The following is a 20,290-nucleotide window of genomic DNA, read 5'->3' as shown; positions in this document are numbered from 1 at the left end:
TGTCAGATACCTGTGGGTCTCGGACGCTGTACCGACAGCTCGATTTAAGGCATTCTGAACGCGTTTTAATGATGCCCCGAAAACCAACGGAGATAACTCTTAAGTGAGCGAAAACAATAATATAAGTCCTGTGCAGGCGCTGATTCCCATTGTCTTCCTGGTGTTAATGCTGGCTTGCTCTGTCTATCTTTTCGGCTCTGACTCATCTTACGGTGCAAATCAGATCGCGCTCGTATTGGCAACTTGTGTAGCTGCACTGGTCGCCCGCAGTAACGGCATGGGCTGGCGGGAAGCTCAAGACGGCATCATTCATGGCATCGGGGTGGGCCTTGGCCCTACTCTCATCCTGCTTAGCGTTGGCATGCTGATCGGAACCTGGATTTTATGTGGCACGGTTCCGGCAATGATTTACTACGGAGTCCAAATTCTGGACCCCAGCATTTTTTATGCTGCCAGTGCTGCAATATGCGCCATCGTAGCAGTAAGTATTGGCAGCTCATGGACAGTGGCTGGCACCCTCGGAATTGGCCTCATGGGCATCGCTGGCAGCTTTGAGCTCTCTCCCGCCATCACCGCCGGGGCAATTATCTCCGGCGCCTATTTCGGCGACAAATTGTCGCCCATGTCAGACACCACTAACCTGGCGGCAGCAGCGGCAGGCGTCGATTTGTTTGAACACATTCGTCATATGCTGTGGACAACCGTGCCAAGCTTCAGCATAGCCCTGTTAATTTTCGCCATGATCGGAAGCTCGGAAGGCGCAACTCCGGAGCAAATTAACGCTCTGCAACAGTCGCTAACCACTGAGTTTGAGATTGGTCTGCACCTGTTGTTACCACTGGCTCTAATGCTGTTCCTGGTGTTCAAGCGATTCCCCGCATTTCCCTCCATTGTTATCAGCGCCCTGACAGGTGCTGTCTTTGCGGTGTTGTTCCAACCCGAGCAAGTACAAAAGCTCGCGGGCGATAGTACTGATCTAGCCCATGGTTTTGTGCTCATAAAAGGTATCTGGATAGCTTTGTTTGATGGTTATGTTTCCAACAGCGGTGATGAGTTCCTGGACGCGCTGCTGAGCAAGGGCGGCATGAGTTCGATGCTCAACACTGTATGGCTGATTATCAGCGCCCTGGGCTTCGGCGGCGTGCTGGAGCGCACAGGCATCCTCAGCTACCTGCTGAATCTGGCACTGCGCGGTGTTAAAAGTGTTGGATCACTGATCACCACAACAGTCCTGACCTGTATCGGAACAAACATCCTGGCCGCAGACCAGTTCATTGCCGTGGCGCTGCCGGGTCGCATGTACAAGGACGCATACGCCAAAAAAAATCTGTCTCGCCTGAACCTGTCACGCACCCTTGAAGACTCCGCAACCATGACATCCGCGTTGATTCCCTGGAATACCTGCGGCGCTTACATGTCGGCCACCCTGGGAGTAGCAACATTCAGCTATGCACCCTATGCGTTCTTCAATTTATTGAGTCCGCTTATCGCGATCGCCTATGGCTATTTCCATTTTGCCCTGAAGCCGGCCTCTTACGATCAGAACGACATCGACAGCGCTCAAACAACGTGAACCCCGATTCCCTCAGCTGGGATTATCCTGCGCCCTTCACTCAACGATCCATCGTCTTGCCAGAGGATATTGATGGGCTGGAACACACTAACAACACGGTTTACGTGAAGTGGTGCGAGCAGGTGGCCTGGGCCCATTCAGTTTCCCTGGGACTGGATCTCGATACCTACCGCAGCCTGGATCGGGCGATGGCAATCACTCACAGTGAATACCATTACCTGCAGGCATCCCGGGCAGGAGATGAAGTCGTTGCGGGTACCTGGATCGTCAGTTGGGACAACAAGCTCACCATGCAGCGGCGTTTTCAGGTAACCCGGATCAGCGATGGAGCTTGCCTGCTGCGAGCCGGTATGCGCTTCGCCTGTATTGAAATTTCCAGTGGTAAGCCCCGGCGATTGCCAAAGGAGTTCGTGACGGGTTACGGACCCGCGGTGCTGAACTTGAATGAAAATGCACTGGTAAGCTAGATTCGCGCCCAGTCAAAAGCCAAAACCTGACGAATATCCTCACTACCGGTGAGCAACATCAACAGGCGGTCAAAACCCAGAGCCACCCCCGAGCATTGCGGCATGCCAGCCTCCAGGGCAGCCAACAGACGTTCATCCATAGGCTTCTCGTCTAGGCCAGTATCGCGCCTGCGAGTATTATCTTCCTGGAATCGGCGACGCTGCTCAGCAGAATCGGTAAGCTCAGAATATCCATTGGCCAGTTCCAGGCCGTCCACATAAAGCTCAAAACGCTGCCCCAACAGCTGTCCATCCTTTTCCACGATGCTCGACAGAGCAGCCTGGGAGGCGGGGTAGTCGTAAACAAAGCACAGTCCACGGGCCGCAAGGCGGGGCTCTATCAGGTGGCTCATCAGCAAATCAAGCCACAGGTCCTTGTCGCCATCAAGAGACCCCAAATCCAATTCCTGTTGGGCTCTTAAACGCAGGTTTGCCAGACTCGCTGTCAATGGATCCAGACCCAGCTCGGCGAGGAACAAGTCCCGGTAAGTAATGTACTGCACCGGCTTTTCACCCAGGCAGGAACACACTAGTTCGGCGACCTCACGCATAAGTTGATGATAATCATGGTCAGGTCGATACCATTCCAGCAGAGTAAACTCGGGATTGTGACGGACGCCAGCCTCGCCATCACGAAAGGCTTTCGTGAGCTGGTAAATCGGACCGCTGCCGGCAGCAAGCAAGCGTTTCATTGCGTACTCGGGTGAAGTCTGTAAATAGTGAGGGGAGTGCAGGGAACTGCCGCGCTCTACAATCAGGGGCTCTATTGCGGGGTCAGTGACCCCTGCCGAACACAGCAGGGGAGTCTCTACTTCAAGCACATGCCTTGCTGCGAAGAACCCGCGTATGGAGTCTAACAGGGCCGCCCGGGCCCGCAACATAGGCAGGTTTGCGGAGGGCTGCCAATTCATCAGGAGTCAGGACTTGCTTGCGCGGCCCTGATACTCACCGGTACGAGTATCCACACGGATTATTTCTCCCTGACTCAGGAACAGGGGCACCTTGACCACCGCTCCGGTACTCAGGGTGGCGGGCTTACTGCCTCCCTGGGCGGTATCTCCCTTCAGACCGGGGTCTGTTTCAGTGATTTCCAATTCCACAAAATTAGGGGGCGCTACTGACAAGGGGCTATCGTTATAGAGGGTGACTTCACAGCGCTCCTGCTCCTTGAGCCACAGATGGGTATCGCCCACGGCTTTTTCATCCGCCTGGTACTGCTCAAACGTATCGGGTTCCATGAAATACCAGAATTCGCCATCGTTATAAAGATACTCCATGGTCCGGTCCATCACATCGGCGCCTTCCAGAGACTCACCGGACTTAAAAGTTCGCTCCCAAACGCGGCCGCTGTTCAGGTTACGCAGCTTGACCCGATTAAAAGCCTGGCCTTTACCGGGCTTTACAAACTCGTTGTCTAAAATGCTACAAGGTTCGCCATCCAGCATAACCTTGATGCCGGACCGAAGTTCGTTGGTTGAATAGTTCGCCATGTTGCTACCGTTTACGCTGGGCTGAAAAAGGGCGCTAATGATACCTCAGAGAACGGGAATTAGGGAGATTTGGATTATTGCCGCTGGCAGTTGCGCGGGAAAGTGAGCTAGTCTTAAAAAAAGCCACCTGGGAACATGTGACCAGATGAAGGACCATAGGCTATGGAAACTGAAACTCCGATAAAATTGAAGATACCCAAACAGGATTTGCACAGCTTCGACCTGTTTCACACTGACATCAGTGCGGCGCAGGAGTGGGTGCGGGATTTACCTATGGCAGACCCAAAAGTGGTCGCCCAGAAATTACTTTCCGCGGTCAGCGAGCTCAATCGCTACAGCCTGCCTCCAGAGCAGCGCTTTGCCATCCTTGAATCGCTGGCAAGCAAGTTAAACGTCACACTTACCAATCTAAACCGACACTTCCTGAATCAGCCCCTGGTCATGCCAGAGGAACCACGGCAACTGGCAAAACTGACCGATGCCTTGCAGGGCCAGTTCTGCACTGCCTATTCCATCGTCGCGGCCGAAACGCTAGCCCAACGTGACAATGTTCGAGATACCAATCCGGCCAAACTGGTTTGTGAAGCCACGCAGCGAGCGCTGCACTTTGCTGGCCTCAATATCCTGCTGACCTTTCAGTTGAATCAACCGGTAGCGTCGAGTGGCTGGCTTACGCTGCACCAACTCTACTCACTCGCGGAACATCAAGGCCTTTCAAGCCTGCCGGTAAACACCCAGGCCGGCGCAGTGACCACGATCAACGCGAGCTATCTGCAATCCATGCTGCTGGGCTGCTGTAAACCCAACCAACTTCGCCAATCAGACCTGGCTGCCGTCAAGGGCGCGCTCGACGAGTGGAGCGACCAACTGCAGATTAGCCCGACCGGAAGCCCCGATAGCCTCTTCCTGATTGACCTGCAAAGCGACCAGCCACCGATTTACAGCTCGCTAGGCAACGCGGGCAACGGACAGTGCCGCCACATTGATACAGGCAAGCTGATCAACCACCTCAAGCAGCAAAAAGCGTTGGACGATGATCAGGGAAAATCGGGTTTGAAGCTAAAGTCAGGCCTTACATTGCCTGCCAATATGCTCAGCCATATGATAGATGCCCTGGGCAACATGAGTATGCGCAACTTCAACCGAGTGCGCGCGAACGCTCCGCTAGCAGTCAGCATTGGCCTCGGGGCCGCGCATTTCCGCGCAGCCGGAGAACGTAATTTCGGCAAACTGCTCTACGGCGACGACTACCTCCCCGAACCCTCGGATCGAGTCGCCACCAACCCCTTTTTACAAACAAACGACTCTGACAGAGACGCATGGAGCCAGGCCAAACCGGAAGAGGATTATGTTCGAGAGCAGGCTGTCAGTGAGATCGACGCTGCACTCACCCACAACATCGACCTCGACGAGAATACCCGGCAGGCGATTGAAAAATTCGGCCCTAACGTGCCAGAAGACCCGGAGGTGCCGGTTTATCAGGTGGAGCTCGCCAATGTCAGCCCCGGCGGCTACTGCCTCAACTGGTGCGAGGACTTACCGAGGGAGATGCGCGCCGGCAATATTGTTGCGGTGCAGGAGGAACACAGCGACAGTTGGGCTATCGCGGTAATACGCTGGGTCAGCGCCCTGCAGGACTCGCACACGCTGGTCGGCCTGGAGCTTTTGAGCCCCCGATCAACGGCCTACGGCGCCCAGGCTCACAAGAAAACGGGTGCACTTTCTGAGCCACAGCGGGTTCTACTGCTGCCAAAAATCCAACTGGTGGGCCAACCTCACACTCTGATTACCCCCAGAGCTGGGTTTCGGGAACAACAGAAAGTTTCCCTGTTACGTCACGGCGAAAAGTCTCTCGTGCAGTTGACCCGACAAATCTCATCCACCGCGAGCTACGCCCAGTTCGATTTTCGCTATATCAAGCAAGTAGATGGGGAACTGGCGGAGAAAAAACATGAACCATTGGATGCACCCTTTGATTCCCTGTGGAACAAAATCTAGCCGCTGCGAAGGCTAGCTGTGCTGTTGATAACGATCGCTAAAGCCCAAAAGATAAAGAATTGCATCCAGGCCGAGCGTCGAGATTGACTGTTCGGCAGATTGCTTCACTAAAGGTTTGGCGCGAAAAGCGATGCCCAGACCTGCGGTACTCAACATCGGCAAGTCATTGGCTCCATCTCCCACTGCAATGACCTGCTGTAAGTCTAAGCCCTCGTCGTCAGCCAATCGACGCAACAATCGGGCTTTGCGCTCTCCGTCGACGATTTTCCCGGTGACCCTGCCCGTGACCTTACCATTTTCGATGTCCAACTCATTGGCGTGGACATAATCGATGCCAAGCTTTTCCTGCAGGTAATGGGCAAAATAGGTGAAGCCTCCCGAGAGAATCGCCGTCTTGTAGCCCAGCGCTCGGAGCGTAGAAATCAGGTGTTCCGCGCCCTCAGAAATCTTCAGCTCGCCGGCAATTTGCTGCAAAGCGCTTTCCTCCAGCCCTCGAAGCAACGCCACACGCTCACGAAAACTCTCAGAGAAGTCGATTTCCCCACGCATCGCTCGCTCAGTAATAGCGCTGACTTGTTCACCCACGCCAGCCCGGGCAGCGAGCTCGTCAATGACTTCCGCTTCTATCAAGGTTGAATCCATATCAAAAGCCACCAACCTACGATTACGGCGGTACATATTGTCCTGCTGAAAAGCCAGGTCTACTTCCAGCGCAGACGCCACCTCTAGCAAATCGCGCCGAAATACGGATGAATCAGACAGAGGGCCACGTATTGAAAACTCCACACAGGCCTTGGAAAGCGCTGGCAGGTCTCCCAATGGAATTCTGCCAGAAAGCCGATTTATGCTATCTATGTTAAGCCCGTGGCGCGACACAACTTCAGTGACGCGAGACAATTGGTGGGCTGTTATTTTTCTTGCCAACAAGGTCACAATGTAGCGCGCCCTGCCTTGGGCGTTCACCCATTCAGCATAGCTACGCTCTTTAACCTCGCTTATTCTCGCCTGCATTCCCTGCTGGGCCACACAGCGCTCTACATCGCTGGTGACCTGGTGGCGATCACACTGATCAGGGATTTCAGCCAATACCCCCATAGACAATGTAGCGTGAATAACCGCCTGGCCTATGTCGAGAATGTTAACCCCGTGGACAGCGAGGATTTCGGTGATCCCGGCAGTCACCCCGGGGTGATCTTCGCCCGAGATGGTGATCAACAGTATTTGGCTCAAAGGTTTTTCCAGCGCGTTGGAAGGGACTCCTATTCTACTACCGGGCAAGGATAAAAACACCCGCTGACAGCAGGACTGGTTTATACTGGCCGGAGTTTCCACTGCGGCAATCCGACGTGCTAAACCGCTTTCACAATGCTCCACTCAGTCAGCAGATCGCAACACTAGCAGCAATACTATGCCTGTTGGTTAGCCTCGCATTGGTGATCCTGGGAGCAATTTCAAGTAAGCACTTACAGAACCAACAGCAGCTGGAGTTCGGCAATGCGCTGGCTCACCAAATCGCTCGTCGGGTCAGTGTGGCCCTGGAGACAGGCGACCTGCTAAGCATAACCGCCTCCCTGCAGCGCTTTGTGGAGACGTCTTCCGCTGAAAAGGTGACCATCTTCGATGTCGAGGGCAAAACCTTGGGTGAAGCTGGCCACAGCAGCGGGCAGTATCTGAGTCAGCACCGGGCATCCGTGCGCATAGAATCAGATATCGCTGGCGAAGTGCTGGTCACTGTCAGTGCGGCCTCCTCGGCTGCCGCCCATCAAAGGTTTGTCCTCAGCCTGCTGGGTTTGTCGATACTACTGAGCTTGACTGTCTATGGCGTCGGCCTGCAGTTGGGTAGGCGTTTGGGCAACCGAGTCAGTAAGCTCGCCAGTACTTTGGCCCTGGATGAAACGCCTGCCAGCGGCAACAGCCCCAATGAACTCTCGCTGCTCGAATCAAGGGTTGCATCGCTGCCGATGGATTTGCTGCGCACCCGCAACGACATCGAAGCACGGGAAGAAAATTATCGTTCAACCGCAGTGCTGCACTTACACCTGGACAGCCTGGCGGACTATGTCGATACGCTGGACGAGCAGTCTTTGCAGCGCTATACAGACCGCCTGCACCAGGTGGTCTACGCATCATCGGGCTTTTACGGGGGAGACCTGCACGTCAGCCGTCAGTTTGCCCTGACCGTGTATTTTAGTGGCCCCAATAACGCTGGCAGCGCCGCTTTTCGCGCAGCATCCTGTGCCTGGCTGGTCCAAGCGGTCAGCGGTGAGCTGGAGCAGGTCATGCCGCTGTCCATGAAAATCTCCATGGCCATCTCCCAGAGTGAATTGGGGATGGGCGACAGCAAAGATATCTACCCGGGCCTTTATATGCAGCATACACTGGACGAATTACAGACTGTGTGTGCCAGCAAACCGCCCAAGCTGCTGCTGTCACCAACCGTTCGCGAGGACACAGACATCGAAGGTCGCCTGCAGCTCCAGGCGACAGAAGTCATGGACTATTGGATGCTGGAAAGCTTTGCCGGCCCTTATCAGGACCTGCTGGAGCGGCAATTACGGCTCATCTTGAAACGCCTGATGGACCCCGCGCTTATTTAGACACGCTTAAAGCGTCGCAATATCGAACAGCCTGATCAGCTCTCTACCAACATAGCATCTACTTTCTGGAATCCTCGTGGCAACTTATTGCCGCGGCGTCCGCGCTCTCCACAGTAGTGCTTCAAGTCACTGAACTTAAGCTTATGGTGGCGTTTGCCGGCGTAGACGACCAGCGTATCTTTGTCGGTTAGCACCTGCACTGCAATCACAAATTCTTCCCGCGACTGCACCCTGGCAGTAGGAATACCGATAATTTTGTTGCCCTTGCCCCTGGCCATTTGTGGTAAATCCTCCAGTGGAAATACCAGTAGTCGACCCTCGTTGGTGACCGCGGCAACCCATGCGCCCTCAGCTTCGCTGATCGCCGCCGGCTGCATGACGCCACTACCCTTCGGCAGATTTAGTGCGCCCTTACCCGCTTTATTCTTGGTTTGCAGTTCGCCCAACTTAGCCACGAAGCCATAGCCAGCATCCGAGGCAAGCAAATAGAGATCGCCCTCGTCACCCATCATCAAGCCTTCGAAGGTTGCCCCTGATGGAGGATTGATCCGCCCGGTCACAGGCTCACCTTGACCGCGAGCAGAGGGCAAGTTATGTGAGGGTACCGTGTAGGCTCTGCCCGTCGAGTCGAGAATCACAGTGGGCTGGTTACTGCGACCCTTGGCGGCCATTTTAAAGCCATCACCCGATTTGTAACTGAGCGAGGAAGGATCAATATCGTGGCCTTTGGCTGCGCGTATCCAACCTTTTTCGGACATCACGACAGTGATCGGATCAGCGGTCATCAGATCCAGCTCACTGAAGGCCTGGGCTTCATCTCTCGCCATAAGAGGCGAGCGACGGTCATCACCAAACTTTTCGGCTACCGACTGCAGTTCTTTCTTTATCAGCGTCTTAAGGCGGGCGGCGCTCCCCAGGATGGTCTGCAGCTGATCACGCTCAACCTCCAGCTCGTCCTGCTCGCCACGAATTTTCATTTCTTCAAGCTTGGCCAAATTACGCAGCTTCAGATCAAGAATAGCTTCCGCCTGTACATCAGAAATGCCAAAGCGCTTCATCAGCGCAGGCTTGGGCTTGTCCTCAGTACGAATAATGTGGATCACTTCATCGATATTGAGGAAGGCCACCAGATATCCATCGAGGATGTGCAGTCGGCGCAAGACCCGCTCGAGACGATACTCCAGGCGACGGCGAACTGTCTCAGTACGAAATTTGAGCCACTCCTTGAGAATACGGTCCAGTCCCTTTACGCCGGGCCGACCATCAATGCCAATCATGTTCAAATTGACCCGATAGCTGCGTTCAAGATCAGTCGTGGCGAAAAGGTGATTCATCACAGCTTCCACTTCCACCCGATTCGAGCGCGGCACAATCACTAATCGAGTTGGGTTTTCGTGGTCGGATTCATCACGCAAGTCAGCCACCATGGGCAACTTCTTGGCCTGCATTTGGTGGGCAATTTGTTCCAGGACTTTGGACCCGGATACCTGGTGGGGCAAGGCGCTAACCACAATATCTGGGCCGTCCTTTTCCCATACAGCGCGCATTTTCAGTGCACCACGCCCGGTCTCATACATCGCCATGATGTCTTCTCGCGGGGTAATGATCTCCGCATCGGTTGGAAAGTCCGGTGCCTGCACATGCTCGCAAAGCTCAGCAACACTCGCCTTAGGCGACTCGAGCAAGTGAATAGTGGCGGCCACCACTTCCCGCAAATTGTGCGGCGGAACATCAGTGGCCATACCAACAGCAATACCCGTGGTGCCGTTGAGCAACACATTAGGCACCTGAGCTGGCAGCACCGTGGGCTCATCCATAGTGCCATCGAAGTTTGGCGACCAATCAACCGTACCCTGGCCAAGCTCAGACAGCAGCACGTCGGCATAAGCAGTGAGACGCGATTCGGTGTAACGCATTGCAGCAAAGGACTTTGGATCGTCCGGCGAGCCCCAGTTACCCTGCCCGTCTACCAGTGGATAGCGATAGCTGAAATTCTGCGCCATTAACACCATGGCTTCATAGGCAGCGCTGTCACCGTGTGGATGGAACTTACCAATAACATCGCCCACGGTACGTGCTGACTTCTTGAACTTGGCGGTAGCCTTCAGGCCCAGTTCGCTCATGGCGTATACGATTCGCCGTTGAACGGGCTTCAGGCCATCCCCAACATGAGGCAAGGCCCGGTCCAGGATCACATACATGGAATAGTCCAGGTATGCCTTTTCCGCATAGGTTTTGAGCGACACCTGTTCGATGCCGTCCTCGTCGATTTCGATTACGTCTGTCATGTTGTTTCCGTTGGATTGATCGCCGTCGCGACGGCGAAAATACTACTCAGCCCTGCAAGCCCACCAGCTTTTCGTTCAAATTGACAATGGAGTTTGCCATATCAATTAACAGACTATGAATGGTAGAGGGGTTTCTTTTGATCAGTTCGGTGAACTGCTCCTTAGGGACCTTCACTATTGAACAGGTGGTCTTGGCACGTACAGTGGCACTGCGATCAGCGTGGGTCAATGCCGCCATGGCACCAAAAATTTCTCCCTCACCAATACTACCTACAATGACGTCGTCCACTACCACTTCTGCCGTGCCGGCAGACATGTTAAATACATAGTCAGCGCGCTCGCCCTGACGAATGATAATGTCACCCGCCTCATAGACTTCAAAGCCAGGTGTTGCATCCGTCTGCTCTTGAATATTGGCGGCAGTAATACGCAACATCAAACCTGAATACGTCACTAACAGGCGGGTCCACAATGTTGTAGCTTCCTGGTCATTAAACACGCGCCGCATAAACTCCAGGGCAGGGTAACTACCAAGCCTTGCTCCTGCATCAGAGCCATAAAAAACCGCAGCGTTCTTATCGTTCGTCCCTGCTATATCCGGTAACAAAATATCACCTTCTTCCAGCAGGAAGACCGTCTTTTCCTGATAGCGAGCACAAACTGCGCCCCGTTCCACCACGTAGAACTGATTGCCGTCAAAACCACGGAAGTTACCACTGGCGGTGGCCTCGACCTCCACCGGAATAGCGGGCATATTGACCACTTCCAGCAGTGCGCTGACCAGTTTTTTGTACTGTTGGCCCAAAATAGCAAAATCCGGGGAAAGCTCGGCGGTCGCCAGCATCAGTTTCTCTCTTGTGCCGACAGCTGTCTCCACTGCCGGGCGTTATCATCATCGCTGCAGAACTTCCCTGTCCCTGCAACCAATTGCCCCCTATAGTAGCAACTTCTCCCTATCGGGAGAAAGACCATACCAAGGAAAAGGAGAATCTAAAGCATGTCACTGCGCTGGCAACTAGCGAGTTTCGACGAATTGAGCAGCAGAGAACTTTACGCGGCCTTAAAGCTCAGGCAGGAAGTGTTTGGAGTCGAGCAAACCAGTCTCTATGTGGACCCCGACGGGCTGGATCTGGAGGCCATCCACTTCGCCTGTTGGGAAGATCAGCTGTTGTTGGGATACCAGAGATGCCTGCCTCCCGGACTACAGGAGAAAGAAAGCACCCTGGGGCGGATCGTGGTCGCACCGGCTGCCCGCGGTCGCGACCTTGGGCGCGAGCTGGTACGCAGGGGAATAGCACACAACCTGCAGCGCTGGCCGCACAGCGATATCCGGATTCATGCCCAGGCTCACCTGGAAAAATTTTATAAGGAACTGGGATTTAGTACCGATGGGGGCATCTACGACCTCGACGGTGTTCCCCACCTGGAAATGGTGTTGAGTAATCCCAACAGTAGCGCTGACTAAACCTCAAGCATAAAAGTCACGGGGCCATCATTGGTCATACTCACTTGCATGTCGGCGCCAAATTGCCCGGAGGCCACCTCAGTATGGCGCTCAACAAGCGCTTGTAACATGGCATCGTAAAGTAATTGCGCCTCTGCAGGAGGCATGGCGGAGGAAAAACTGGGGCGCAGCCCTTTGCGGGTATCAGCGGACAAAGTGAACTGGGAGATCAGCAGCACGCCCCCGGATACATCCGTTACCGAGCTGTTCATTTTTCCCTGCTCATCAGCGAAAACCCGGTAAGCCAATAGCTTATCCAGCATACGCTGGGCCGCAGCATGATCATCGCCTTTGTCCAGACCCAGCAAAACCAGCAGCCCCAGCCCGATATCGCCAACGACCTCACCGGCAACCTCAACCCGAGCGCTACTAACGCGCTGGATCAGGGCCTTCATCAGACGCGGCCAGCCCGCCGACGCTCATGCTCTTGCAATAACTTTTTGCGAACGCGGATGCTTCCGGGTGTCACTTCCACCAGCTCATCGTCTTCAATAAACTCCAGTGCCTGCTCCAGGGTGTGCCTGACTGGGGGCGTCAGAGTAAGCGCATCATCGGTCCCTGATGCGCGCACATTGGTCAGCTGCTTCGCCTTGGTGGGATTAACAGCAAGGTCATTGCTGCGGCTGTGCAAACCAACGACCTGGCCTTCATAAACGTCCACATTAGGATCAACAAACAAACGGCCTCGATCCTGCAAGTTGAACAGCCCATAAGCGAGTGTCTTGCCCTTGACCATGGACACCAATACACCATTGCTGCGATGAATGATTTCCGCATTTTTGACTGCGCCGTAATGGTCAAACACGTGCGTCATAATTCCGCTGCCCGAGGTCATGGTAAGAAACTGGGAACGGAAGCCGATCAAGCCGCGGGCGGGAATAATGAACTCCAGGCGCACCCGGCCTTTGCCATCTGGCACCATATTTTCAAGCTCTGCTCTACGCAGGCCCAACTCTTCCATCAGCGAACCCTGGTGCTCATCTTCACAATCGATCACCAACTGTTCATAAGGTTCCTGCATCTGGCCATCGACTTCTTTCTGAATCACCTCGGGTCGAGAGACACCCAATTCGAACCCCTCACGCCGCATGGACTCGATCAGCACCGACAGGTGCAGTTCGCCACGGCCTGATACCTTAAACTTATCTGGGCTGTCGCCAGGCTCAATGCGCAGAGCCACGTTGTGTATCAACTCACGTTCAAGGCGCTCCTTGATATTGCGGGAAGTTACGTATTTGCCTTCTTTGCCCGCGAAGGGAGAATCGTTGACCTGGAAGGTCATACTAACGGTGGGCTCATCAACGCTGAGGGCTGGCAGTGCCTCTATGGCAGCGGGATCGCACAGTGTGTCCGAGATGTTAAGGCCATCAATACCGGTCACACAGACAATATCCCCAGCCTCGGCCGAGTTAACATCTACGCGCTCCAGACCCAGATAACCCATCACCTGAAGCACCTTGCCATTGCGAGTTTCACCTTCGATACCAACGACAGAAACCTGGGTATTGGGAGCCAGTTTGCCGCGGGTAATGCGACCCACACCGATCACACCAACATAACTGGAGTAGTCCAGTGCGCTGATTTGCATCTGCAAAGGTCCATCGCTATTGACCTTCGGCGCTGGCACTTTTTCCACAACGGTTTCAAACAGTGGCTGCATATCCGCAGCCATGTGTTCGTGATCCAGGCCTGAAATACCTTCAATTGCCGAGGCATAAATCACTGGAAAATCAAGCTGCTCTTCATTAGCACCAAGGCGGTCAAAAAGATCAAACACCTGATCCACAACCCAGTCTGGTCTGGCACCGGGGCGGTCTACCTTATTGACTATCACAATGGGGTTCAGGCCTTGCTCAAAGGCTTTAGAGGTCACGAAACGAGTCTGCGGCATAGGCCCGTCCACGGCATCCACCAGCAGCAGTACCGAATCGACCATGGACAGCACTCGCTCCACCTCTCCGCCGAAGTCGGCGTGCCCGGGGGTATCTACGATATTGATATGATAGTCATTCCATTCAATCGCAGTGTTCTTCGCCAGGATGGTAATACCACGCTCACGCTCCTGGTCATTGGAGTCCATCACTCGCTCGGCGCCTTCGGCGCGGCGGTCCAATGTCCCGGATTGCTGCAACAAGCAGTCCACCAGGGTTGTTTTGCCGTGGTCAACATGGGCGATGATGGCGATATTGCGCAGTTTATCGATCAAGGGGTTACCTATAGAGTCATTTTCTGGAGCGACTAATCTGCCGCATGCGGCGACAGGGCGCTTCCACGAGACGTTTAGTGGGCGTTCGAAGGCCGCGGATTATACACTAGAGAATTGGTCGTGTTTTGGTAGTTTTACGGGACGTAAACCTTTAGCTGACGATGTCAGGATTCCACAGGAACGCCGTCATAGCGGCGATTCATCGCCCCTGCACCGCAAAGCAGCATGTAACGGCTATCGGGCGTCAGCTGGGAAGGCCTGCTTTGCGCTTCTTTATCGCTTGTCTCAGCCGGGGTGGATTTGAACTTTAGGGCCGATACTCTGGAGCACAACCTTCAGATTTTCATCGCGCTGGATTATAAAACGACGAAGATCGGGTTCACTCTGAGTGATCACCTCGTAGAAAAACTTGACATCAAATTTCATAGGGGCACTAATGCGTAGCCCTGCGCGGGAATGCAATGCACGGACATCGCTTCCGGATTGGTGCAGGCGGTGCAAGCAGGCCGATAATCGGCGGCCTTGCACCAATATTGTGCGTTGATGCACTTTATTGGTGCACTTTTATTTCGACACACGCGAGCTACAGCACAAAGTTTATAGTATTCAATAAGTTACCTTTAGCACCTTTTTGGCACAGCTCTTGCTAACTCTGAAACTGCCGATACATTTGGGCGCAAGCTTTGGCTGGGCCCCTGAAAAAGCAAACTGGCTGGCCCGCTGGCCACACTTAATCCCCTGGAGGACTAGACATGTCAGAGAAAACTCTGAACCTGATCAAAGAAAGCGAAGCGCGTTGGGTAGACATGCGCTTCACCGACACCCGCGGTAAAGAACAGCACGTAACCATCCCATCTAAGGAAGTCGATGAAGATTTCTTTGAGGGTGGCAAGATGTTCGACGGCTCATCTATTTCGGGCTGGAAGGGTATTAACGAATCAGACATGATTCTCATGCCTGACGACAATGCTTCCCTGATCGACCCGTTCACTGACGACACTACCGTGATTGTTCGTTGCAACGTGGTTGAGCCCACTACTATGCAAGGCTATGACCGCGACCCGCGCTCCGTAGCAAAGCGCGCAGAAGCCTACCTGATGTCCACTGGCATTGGTGACACTGCCTACTTCGGACCTGAGCCAGAGTTTTTTGTCTTTGACGACATCAAGTGGAACGTGGACATGTCTGGTGCCAGCTACCAGATCCACTCTGAAGAAGCGGCCTGGGTATCCAACCATCAGTTCGACGAAGGCAACATCGGTCACCGCCCCGGCGTTAAGGGCGGCTATTTCCCCGTACCCCCTGTCGATTCCCTCCACGACATTCGCGGTGCGATGTGTACTGCAATGGAGCAAATGGGCCTAGATATTGAAGTACACCACCATGAAGTAGGTACCGCGGGCCAGTGTGAGATTGGCACCCGCTTCAACACCCTGGTAACCAAGGGTGACGAAGTACAGGTACTCAAATACTGCGTACACAACGTGGCACACGCCTACGGCAAGACGGCTACTTTCATGCCTAAGCCCGTGGTAGGTGACAACGGCTCTGGTATGCACGTTCATATGTCCATTGCCAAAGACGGCGATAATGTATTTGCCGGTGACGGCTATGCTGGTCTGTCAGAGGAAGCCCTTTACTACATCGGCGGCATCATCAAGCACGCTCGCGCTTTGAATGCATTCACCAACGCGTCTACTAACTCGTACAAGCGTCTCGTGCCCGGTTTTGAGGCACCTGTGATGTTGGCCTACTCGGCGCGCAACCGCTCTGCTTCAATCCGAATTCCCTATGAGCCAAGCCCCAGGGGCAAGCGCGTAGAAGTTCGCTTCCCTGACCCTACAGCAAACCCGTACCTGGCTTTCGCAGCCATGTTGATGGCAGGTCTGGACGGCATCCAGAACAAGATCCACCCTGGCGACGCTGCGGACAAGGATCTTTACGACCTGCCGCCGGAAGAAGGCAAAGCCATACCCACTGTGGCGGCGACTTTCGACCAGGCGCTGGCCGCACTGGACGCAGACCGCGAATTCCTCACTGCGGGCGGCGTTTTCTCTGACGACATGATTGATGCTTACATCGAGTTGAAGGAAGAAGAGATCGAGCGACTGAACATGACAACTCACCCCGTAGAGTTTGATATGTACTACTCCGTGTAAGCCGCAGGCTTATCACACCGGGAAGGGGCTGACCGCAAGGTCAGCCCTTTTTTTCTAGCCTGGCATTTAAAGCACCAGGAACAGGCGCCACTGCCGTGATTATCTGAACTTTTCCACTGCGGGAACTCTTACCGCAAATTCTTTTCTGATAGGGTATTGGGGACTCGCTGGACCCTGGAGAACACGCCATGACCAAAGCTTCTTTTCTCGCCTTGCTAATCACAGCATTGTTTGCAACCCACAGCGCAGCACAGATCTACAAAACCACTGACGCAAATGGCAACGTGGTCTTTACCGATCAACCACCTGCAGGCACCACCGCCAGTGAACAGGTAGACCTGCAGCAAACCAACACTACCCCTGCAGTTGCGCCTCGCGCACCCAGCACCCCTGAGCCGCGCGAACCAGAACCTACACCTATCGAGGTCAGCATTACCTCTCCTGCGAACGAGACTACCATTCCCATGGGCGGTGGTATGTTTGATGTCTCCGCCACAGCCACTCCCGGCGTGCGACCTGGCCAGACCCTGCAGCTATTGCTGGACGGCACCCCAAAAGGGGCGCCACAGACAGGTACCCTATGGCAATTAGAGAATGTATTTCGTGGCGCTCACGATCTTAGCGTCCGGTTAATTGATAGCAGCGGCGAAGTGATTGCGACCTCCAATTCAGTGCGCGTTTATGTACTCCGCCCGGGACTGAACTAAGCAAGGTCTATCTGGACAACCTTCTCCTTTTTGTGCACCATAATGGTGCGCTACTACTCAGTGAGGCAGTCGCTTCAGCGTCGGAAGCGCCGGCGGCACTCTCAACACACTGTGCAAACAATAATAGTAAGCGCTTGCTTACTCTTAACACCAATAGTTATAGCTAAGTTATTGTTTTTTTATTGAAGGCGCTTTGTTGGCTCCATTATTGCTTTCTGTAAGGCCAATGACTCTATTGAAGACGAAAATCCACCTAACCGATAATCAAATGCACCAAAATCAGGACATACTGGGCAACATCAGTACGGCGGTTGTCTCCCTCGACTCCGAGCTTAGAGTGGTCTCGCTTAACAGTTCCGGACAAGATCTGCTGGAAGCTTCCGAAGCGCGCAGCCTGGGCCAACCCATGCATAAGCTGGTCGCTAACCCGGAGACTCTGATGGAGGTGCTGAGACAGGTTCGCGCCGATCGCAGTCCCCTCGCACGCAGGGGAATGCCGTTAATGCTGCTATCCGGACGGGAAATACATGCAGACCTGATGCTGACACCGGTATCGAACAGCGAACATGGCATCAACATATTACTGGAGCTTCAGCCGGTGGACCGGCTTTTGAAAATCAGCCGCGAGGAAAGCTTGCATCACGCCCAGGAAACCACCCGCGAAATGATTCGCGGGCTCGCTCACGAGATCAAGAACCCCTTGGGCGGAGTGCGCGGTGCTGCCCAGCTGCTGGCGCGGGAACTGCCGAGCGCCGAGCTTGAAGAGTACACCAACATCATCATTCGCGAAGCGGACAGGTTACGTGATCTCGTAGACCGTCTGTTGGGCCCCAACCAGCAGATGGATAGTCAGTGTATGAGTATTCATGAGGTTCTGGAACATATTTGCAATCTGGTTAGAGCCGAGACCGACAACCGGGTAGAACTGGTGCGAGACTATGACCCGAGTCTCCCCGACATAATTGGTGATCGCAGTCAGCTGGTGCAGGCAGTGTTAAATATTGTTCGTAATGCCTTGCAAGCGGCGCCTAGCAAGAAAGACTGTGTAATCACTCTGCGGACTCGCCCTCAACGTCAATTCACTATTGGTAATCAACTTCACCGGTTGCTTTGTCGACTAGACATAGAAGATAACGGCTCCGGCATTCCCGCCGACATGCTGCATTCCGTTTTCATGCCCATGGTCACCGGGCGGGCCGAAGGCACCGGGCTGGGATTAACGATCGCCCAGTCAATTATTACCCGTCACGGCGGGATGCTGGAATGCAGCAGCGAACCCGGTCACACCCGCTTTTCAATTTACTTACCAATGGACTTAAATCATGGATAGTCAGGCAAAAGTCTGGGTGGTAGATGACGACAGCTCAATTCGCTGGGTGCTTGAGCGCGCGCTAAAACAGGCAGGCATCAACAACGAGAGCTTTGCAGATGCAGACCAGCTTCTCAAGCGCATCGTCTCGGAAACCCCTGATGTCATTATCAGCGATATTCGAATGCCAGGTACCGACGGCCTGGAACTTTTGTCGCAAATCAACGCAAGCCACCCCGAGCTGCCAGTGATCATTACGACAGCTCACTCCGACCTGGACAGTGCTGTAACGTCCTACCAGAAAGGCGCGTTCGAATATCTGCCCAAGCCTTTCGACCTGGACGAAGTTGTTGCCATAACCGAACGAGCTCTGGCGCAGGTGCGCGAGCGCAGCATCGAAGCACCGATACTGGAGGAGCTGCCTGAAACCGAAATTATCGGTGAGGCCCCTGCAATGCAGGAAGTGTTTCGAGCCATTGGCAGGTTGGCTCACAGCAACATTACTGTGTTGATCAATGGCGAGTCTGGCACCGGCAAGGAGCTTGTTGCCCATGCTTTGCACCGGCACAGCCCCCGGGCGGCAAGTTCCTTCATCGCCCTGAACATGGCCGCCATTCCCCGCGACCTGATGGAATCAGAGCTTTTTGGCCACGAAAAAGGGGCGTTTACCGGCGCCAACGCCAAACGCGCTGGCCGCTTCGAGCAGGCAGACGGTGGCACGCTTTTTTTGGATGAAATCGGTGACATGCCCGCCGAAACCCAAACTCGACTTTTGCGTGTACTGGCCGACGGTGAGTTCTATCGTGTCGGCGGCCACACCCCGGTAAAAGTGGATGTCCGGATCATTGCAGCCACTCACCAGGACCTGGAGGAACTGGTGCGCCGTGGGGACTTCCGCGAAGACTTGTTCCACCGCTTGAACGTCATTCGGATTCACATCCCCAAGTTATCCGAGCGTCGCGAAGACATTCCCCGCCTAATGCAGCACTTTTTCCAGAGCGCTGCGGAAGAGCTAGGCGGCGAAGCGAAGATCCTGTTGCCAGCAACCGAGCGCTTCCTCTCCAACCTTGACTGGCCGGGCAACGTCCGCCAGTTGGAAAACACTTGCCGCTGGATCACCGTGATGGCCTCGGGTCGTGAGGTTCATATCACCGACCTGCCACCTGAACTTAGTCGTGATGTCGTTCCAGACTCTCAGAGCACTGACTCCGACTGGAGGGCAATGCTGCAAAGCTGGGCCAATAATGAGCTAGGGCAGGGCAAACAACAAATCCTTGAGCAGGCGACTCCCGCCTTTGAACGAGTGATGATCGAAGTGGCCCTAAAACATACCCAGGGTCGCAAGCGCGATGCGGCTGAACTTCTGGGTTGGGGCCGCAACACGCTGACCCGAAAAATGAAAGACCTGGAAATGTAGCACTGCTTTGAGGCCGCCTGTACCATGCGGGCCATGCTGAAGATCGTCCTCTATCAACCCGAAATCCCGCCCAACACAGGCAATATCATGCGCCTGTGCGCCAACACGGGTTGTTCGCTGCACCTGATTGAGCCGCTAGGGTTCGATCTGGATGAGAAAAAGCTCAGGCGTGCGGGGCTGGATTATCGGGAATTTGCAGAAGTGTCTGTCTACCCGGAGCTGAGTACCTTCACTGCAAAGCACCCGCAATGTCGACTGATGGGCGTGACTACAAAAGGGAGCACACCTCACCATCAGGCCGCCTACACCTCCGGTGACGCGCTGCTCTTCGGCCCTGAAACAAGGGGACTACCTGCTAGCGTGCTTAGCAAACTGCCCCCACAGCAACGAATTCGAATACCCATGCTGAAAAACAGTCGCAGCCTGAATCTTAGCAATGCAGCGGCGGTTATCACCTACGAAGCGCTCAGGCAGTTAGGGTTTGAGGGACTGGAATAATTTCGTCAGCAATTTTAGTTTTTAAATTTTGAAGCACA

At 54.3% G+C, this 20,290-nt stretch carries 17 protein-coding genes; 10 read left to right on the top strand and 7 right to left on the bottom strand.

Going from position 1 to position 20,290, the window contains the following annotated elements; genetic code table 11:
* Window positions 1–103 precede the first annotated feature (103 nt).
* Together nhaC and EYC87_RS09725 are read left to right on the top strand one after the other, a co-directional pair.
* A complete protein-coding gene (gene nhaC / locus EYC87_RS09730) occupies window positions 104–1,573 on the top strand; it encodes a Na+/H+ antiporter NhaC (RefSeq protein ID WP_279252694.1) in 1,470 nt (489 codons plus the stop codon).
* On the top strand, window positions 1,570–2,040 hold the full coding sequence (locus EYC87_RS09725) for an acyl-CoA thioesterase (protein ID WP_279252693.1): 471 nt from the start codon (window positions 1,570–1,572) through the stop codon (window positions 2,038–2,040). Before nhaC ends, EYC87_RS09725 begins: the two co-directional genes overlap by 4 nt.
* Here the strand turns inward: EYC87_RS09725 and epmA are convergent.
* Both epmA and efp read right to left on the bottom strand, forming a co-directional pair.
* Window positions 2,037–2,990 carry an EF-P lysine aminoacylase EpmA gene (epmA, locus tag EYC87_RS09720; RefSeq protein ID WP_279252692.1) on the bottom strand — a complete coding sequence of 318 codons (954 nt, stop codon included), beginning with the start codon at window positions 2,988–2,990 and terminating at the stop codon, window positions 2,037–2,039. The genes EYC87_RS09725 and epmA overlap by 4 nt on opposite strands.
* Before the next feature lie 6 nt (window positions 2,991–2,996).
* On the bottom strand, window positions 2,997–3,569 hold the full coding sequence (efp, locus tag EYC87_RS09715) for an elongation factor P (protein ID WP_279252691.1): 573 nt from the start codon (window positions 3,567–3,569) through the stop codon (window positions 2,997–2,999).
* 162 nt (window positions 3,570–3,731) lie between these two features.
* Here efp and EYC87_RS09710 point away from each other — a divergent pair, with 162 nt between their 5' ends.
* Entirely contained in the window at window positions 3,732–5,567 is a 1,836-nt protein-coding gene (locus EYC87_RS09710; protein WP_279252690.1) for a hypothetical protein, read from the top strand.
* Between the two features lie 12 nt (window positions 5,568–5,579).
* Here the strand turns inward: EYC87_RS09710 and serB are convergent, their stop codons facing one another.
* Complete coding sequence (gene serB / locus EYC87_RS09705; protein WP_050756542.1) at window positions 5,580–6,797, bottom strand: phosphoserine phosphatase SerB; 1,218 nt, start codon at window positions 6,795–6,797, stop codon at window positions 5,580–5,582.
* 116 nt (window positions 6,798–6,913) lie between these two features.
* On the opposite strand from serB, the gene EYC87_RS09700 reads away from it, so the two are divergent.
* On the top strand, window positions 6,914–8,164 hold the full coding sequence (locus EYC87_RS09700) for a hypothetical protein (RefSeq protein ID WP_279252689.1): 1,251 nt from the start codon (window positions 6,914–6,916) through the stop codon (window positions 8,162–8,164).
* A 35-nt stretch (window positions 8,165–8,199) separates the two neighbouring features.
* Here EYC87_RS09700 and parC read toward each other — a convergent pair whose 3' ends face one another.
* Window positions 8,200–10,452, bottom strand: coding sequence for a DNA topoisomerase IV subunit A (parC, locus tag EYC87_RS09695; protein WP_279252688.1), 2,253 nt, complete (start codon window positions 10,450–10,452; stop codon window positions 8,200–8,202).
* A 46-nt stretch (window positions 10,453–10,498) separates the two neighbouring features.
* A complete protein-coding gene (locus EYC87_RS09690; protein ID WP_279252687.1) occupies window positions 10,499–11,296 on the bottom strand; it encodes a cyclic nucleotide-binding domain-containing protein in 798 nt (265 codons plus the stop codon).
* A 153-nt stretch (window positions 11,297–11,449) separates the two neighbouring features.
* Between EYC87_RS09690 and EYC87_RS09685 the strand changes: the two genes are divergently transcribed.
* Window positions 11,450–11,917 (top strand): GNAT family N-acetyltransferase, encoded by a 468-nt coding sequence (locus tag EYC87_RS09685; protein WP_007229970.1) that lies wholly within the window; start codon window positions 11,450–11,452, stop codon window positions 11,915–11,917.
* Here the strand turns inward: EYC87_RS09685 and dtd are convergent.
* Both dtd and typA read right to left on the bottom strand, forming a co-directional pair.
* Window positions 11,914–12,351 carry a D-aminoacyl-tRNA deacylase gene (dtd, locus tag EYC87_RS09680; RefSeq protein WP_279252686.1) on the bottom strand — a complete coding sequence of 146 codons (438 nt, stop codon included), beginning with the start codon at window positions 12,349–12,351 and terminating at the stop codon, window positions 11,914–11,916. The two genes, EYC87_RS09685 and dtd, sit on opposite strands and share 4 nt — an antisense overlap.
* Window positions 12,351–14,162, bottom strand: a complete 1,812-nt coding sequence (gene typA / locus EYC87_RS09675; RefSeq protein WP_279252685.1) for a translational GTPase TypA — start codon at window positions 14,160–14,162, stop codon at window positions 12,351–12,353. Before typA ends, dtd begins: the two co-directional genes overlap by 1 nt.
* A 752-nt stretch (window positions 14,163–14,914) precedes the next feature.
* Between typA and glnA the strand changes: the two genes are divergently transcribed.
* The 5 genes from glnA to EYC87_RS09650 all read left to right on the top strand — a co-directional run bounded on the left by glnA (window position 14,915) and on the right by EYC87_RS09650 (window position 20,252).
* Window positions 14,915–16,321 carry a glutamate--ammonia ligase gene (glnA, locus tag EYC87_RS09670; protein ID WP_279252684.1) on the top strand — a complete coding sequence of 469 codons (1,407 nt, stop codon included), beginning with the start codon at window positions 14,915–14,917 and terminating at the stop codon, window positions 16,319–16,321.
* Between the two features lie 188 nt (window positions 16,322–16,509).
* Window positions 16,510–17,028 (top strand): DUF4124 domain-containing protein, encoded by a 519-nt coding sequence (locus EYC87_RS09665; protein ID WP_279252683.1) that lies wholly within the window; start codon window positions 16,510–16,512, stop codon window positions 17,026–17,028.
* Window positions 17,029–17,296: 268 nt separating this feature from the next.
* Window positions 17,297–18,358, top strand: a complete 1,062-nt coding sequence (glnL, locus tag EYC87_RS09660; RefSeq protein ID WP_279252682.1) for a nitrogen regulation protein NR(II) — start codon at window positions 17,297–17,299, stop codon at window positions 18,356–18,358.
* On the top strand, window positions 18,351–19,754 hold the full coding sequence (gene glnG / locus EYC87_RS09655; RefSeq protein WP_279252681.1) for a nitrogen regulation protein NR(I): 1,404 nt from the start codon (window positions 18,351–18,353) through the stop codon (window positions 19,752–19,754). Before glnL ends, glnG begins: the two co-directional genes overlap by 8 nt.
* A 33-nt stretch (window positions 19,755–19,787) precedes the next feature.
* Window positions 19,788–20,252, top strand: a complete 465-nt coding sequence (locus tag EYC87_RS09650) for a tRNA (cytidine(34)-2'-O)-methyltransferase (RefSeq protein WP_279252680.1) — start codon at window positions 19,788–19,790, stop codon at window positions 20,250–20,252.
* Window positions 20,253–20,290: the final 38 nt, after the last annotated feature.

Origin of the sequence: Candidatus Seongchinamella marina (genome assembly GCF_026262685.1) — a bacterium.
Classification (GTDB): Bacteria; Pseudomonadota; Gammaproteobacteria; order Pseudomonadales; family Halieaceae; genus Halioglobus; species Halioglobus marinus.
The sequence above is the reverse complement of the archived record's forward strand: the minus strand, read 5'-3'. Positions and strand labels throughout refer to the sequence as shown.

Excerpts from the sequence above, each read along its gene's own strand:
- epmA (WP_279252692.1), bottom strand. The coding sequence starts at position 2,990 with ATGAATTGGCAGCCCTCCGCAAACCTGCCTATGTTGCGGGCCCGGGCG.
- dtd (WP_279252686.1), bottom strand. The coding sequence starts at position 12,351 with ATGAAGGCCCTGATCCAGCGCGTTAGTAGCGCTCGGGTTGAGGTTGCC.
- EYC87_RS09685 (WP_007229970.1), top strand. The coding sequence starts at position 11,450 with ATGTCACTGCGCTGGCAACTAGCGAGTTTCGACGAATTGAGCAGCAGA.
- EYC87_RS09665 (WP_279252683.1), top strand. The coding sequence starts at position 16,510 with ATGACCAAAGCTTCTTTTCTCGCCTTGCTAATCACAGCATTGTTTGCA.
- EYC87_RS09650 (WP_279252680.1), top strand. The coding sequence starts at position 19,788 with ATGCTGAAGATCGTCCTCTATCAACCCGAAATCCCGCCCAACACAGGC.
- parC (WP_279252688.1), bottom strand. The coding sequence starts at position 10,452 with ATGACAGACGTAATCGAAATCGACGAGGACGGCATCGAACAGGTGTCG.
- EYC87_RS09690 (WP_279252687.1), bottom strand. The coding sequence starts at position 11,296 with ATGCTGGCGACCGCCGAGCTTTCCCCGGATTTTGCTATTTTGGGCCAA.
- glnA (WP_279252684.1), top strand. The coding sequence starts at position 14,915 with ATGTCAGAGAAAACTCTGAACCTGATCAAAGAAAGCGAAGCGCGTTGG.
- EYC87_RS09710 (WP_279252690.1), top strand. The coding sequence starts at position 3,732 with ATGGAAACTGAAACTCCGATAAAATTGAAGATACCCAAACAGGATTTG.
- glnL (WP_279252682.1), top strand. The coding sequence starts at position 17,297 with ATGCACCAAAATCAGGACATACTGGGCAACATCAGTACGGCGGTTGTC.
- efp (WP_279252691.1), bottom strand. The coding sequence starts at position 3,569 with ATGGCGAACTATTCAACCAACGAACTTCGGTCCGGCATCAAGGTTATG.
- glnG (WP_279252681.1), top strand. The coding sequence starts at position 18,351 with ATGGATAGTCAGGCAAAAGTCTGGGTGGTAGATGACGACAGCTCAATT.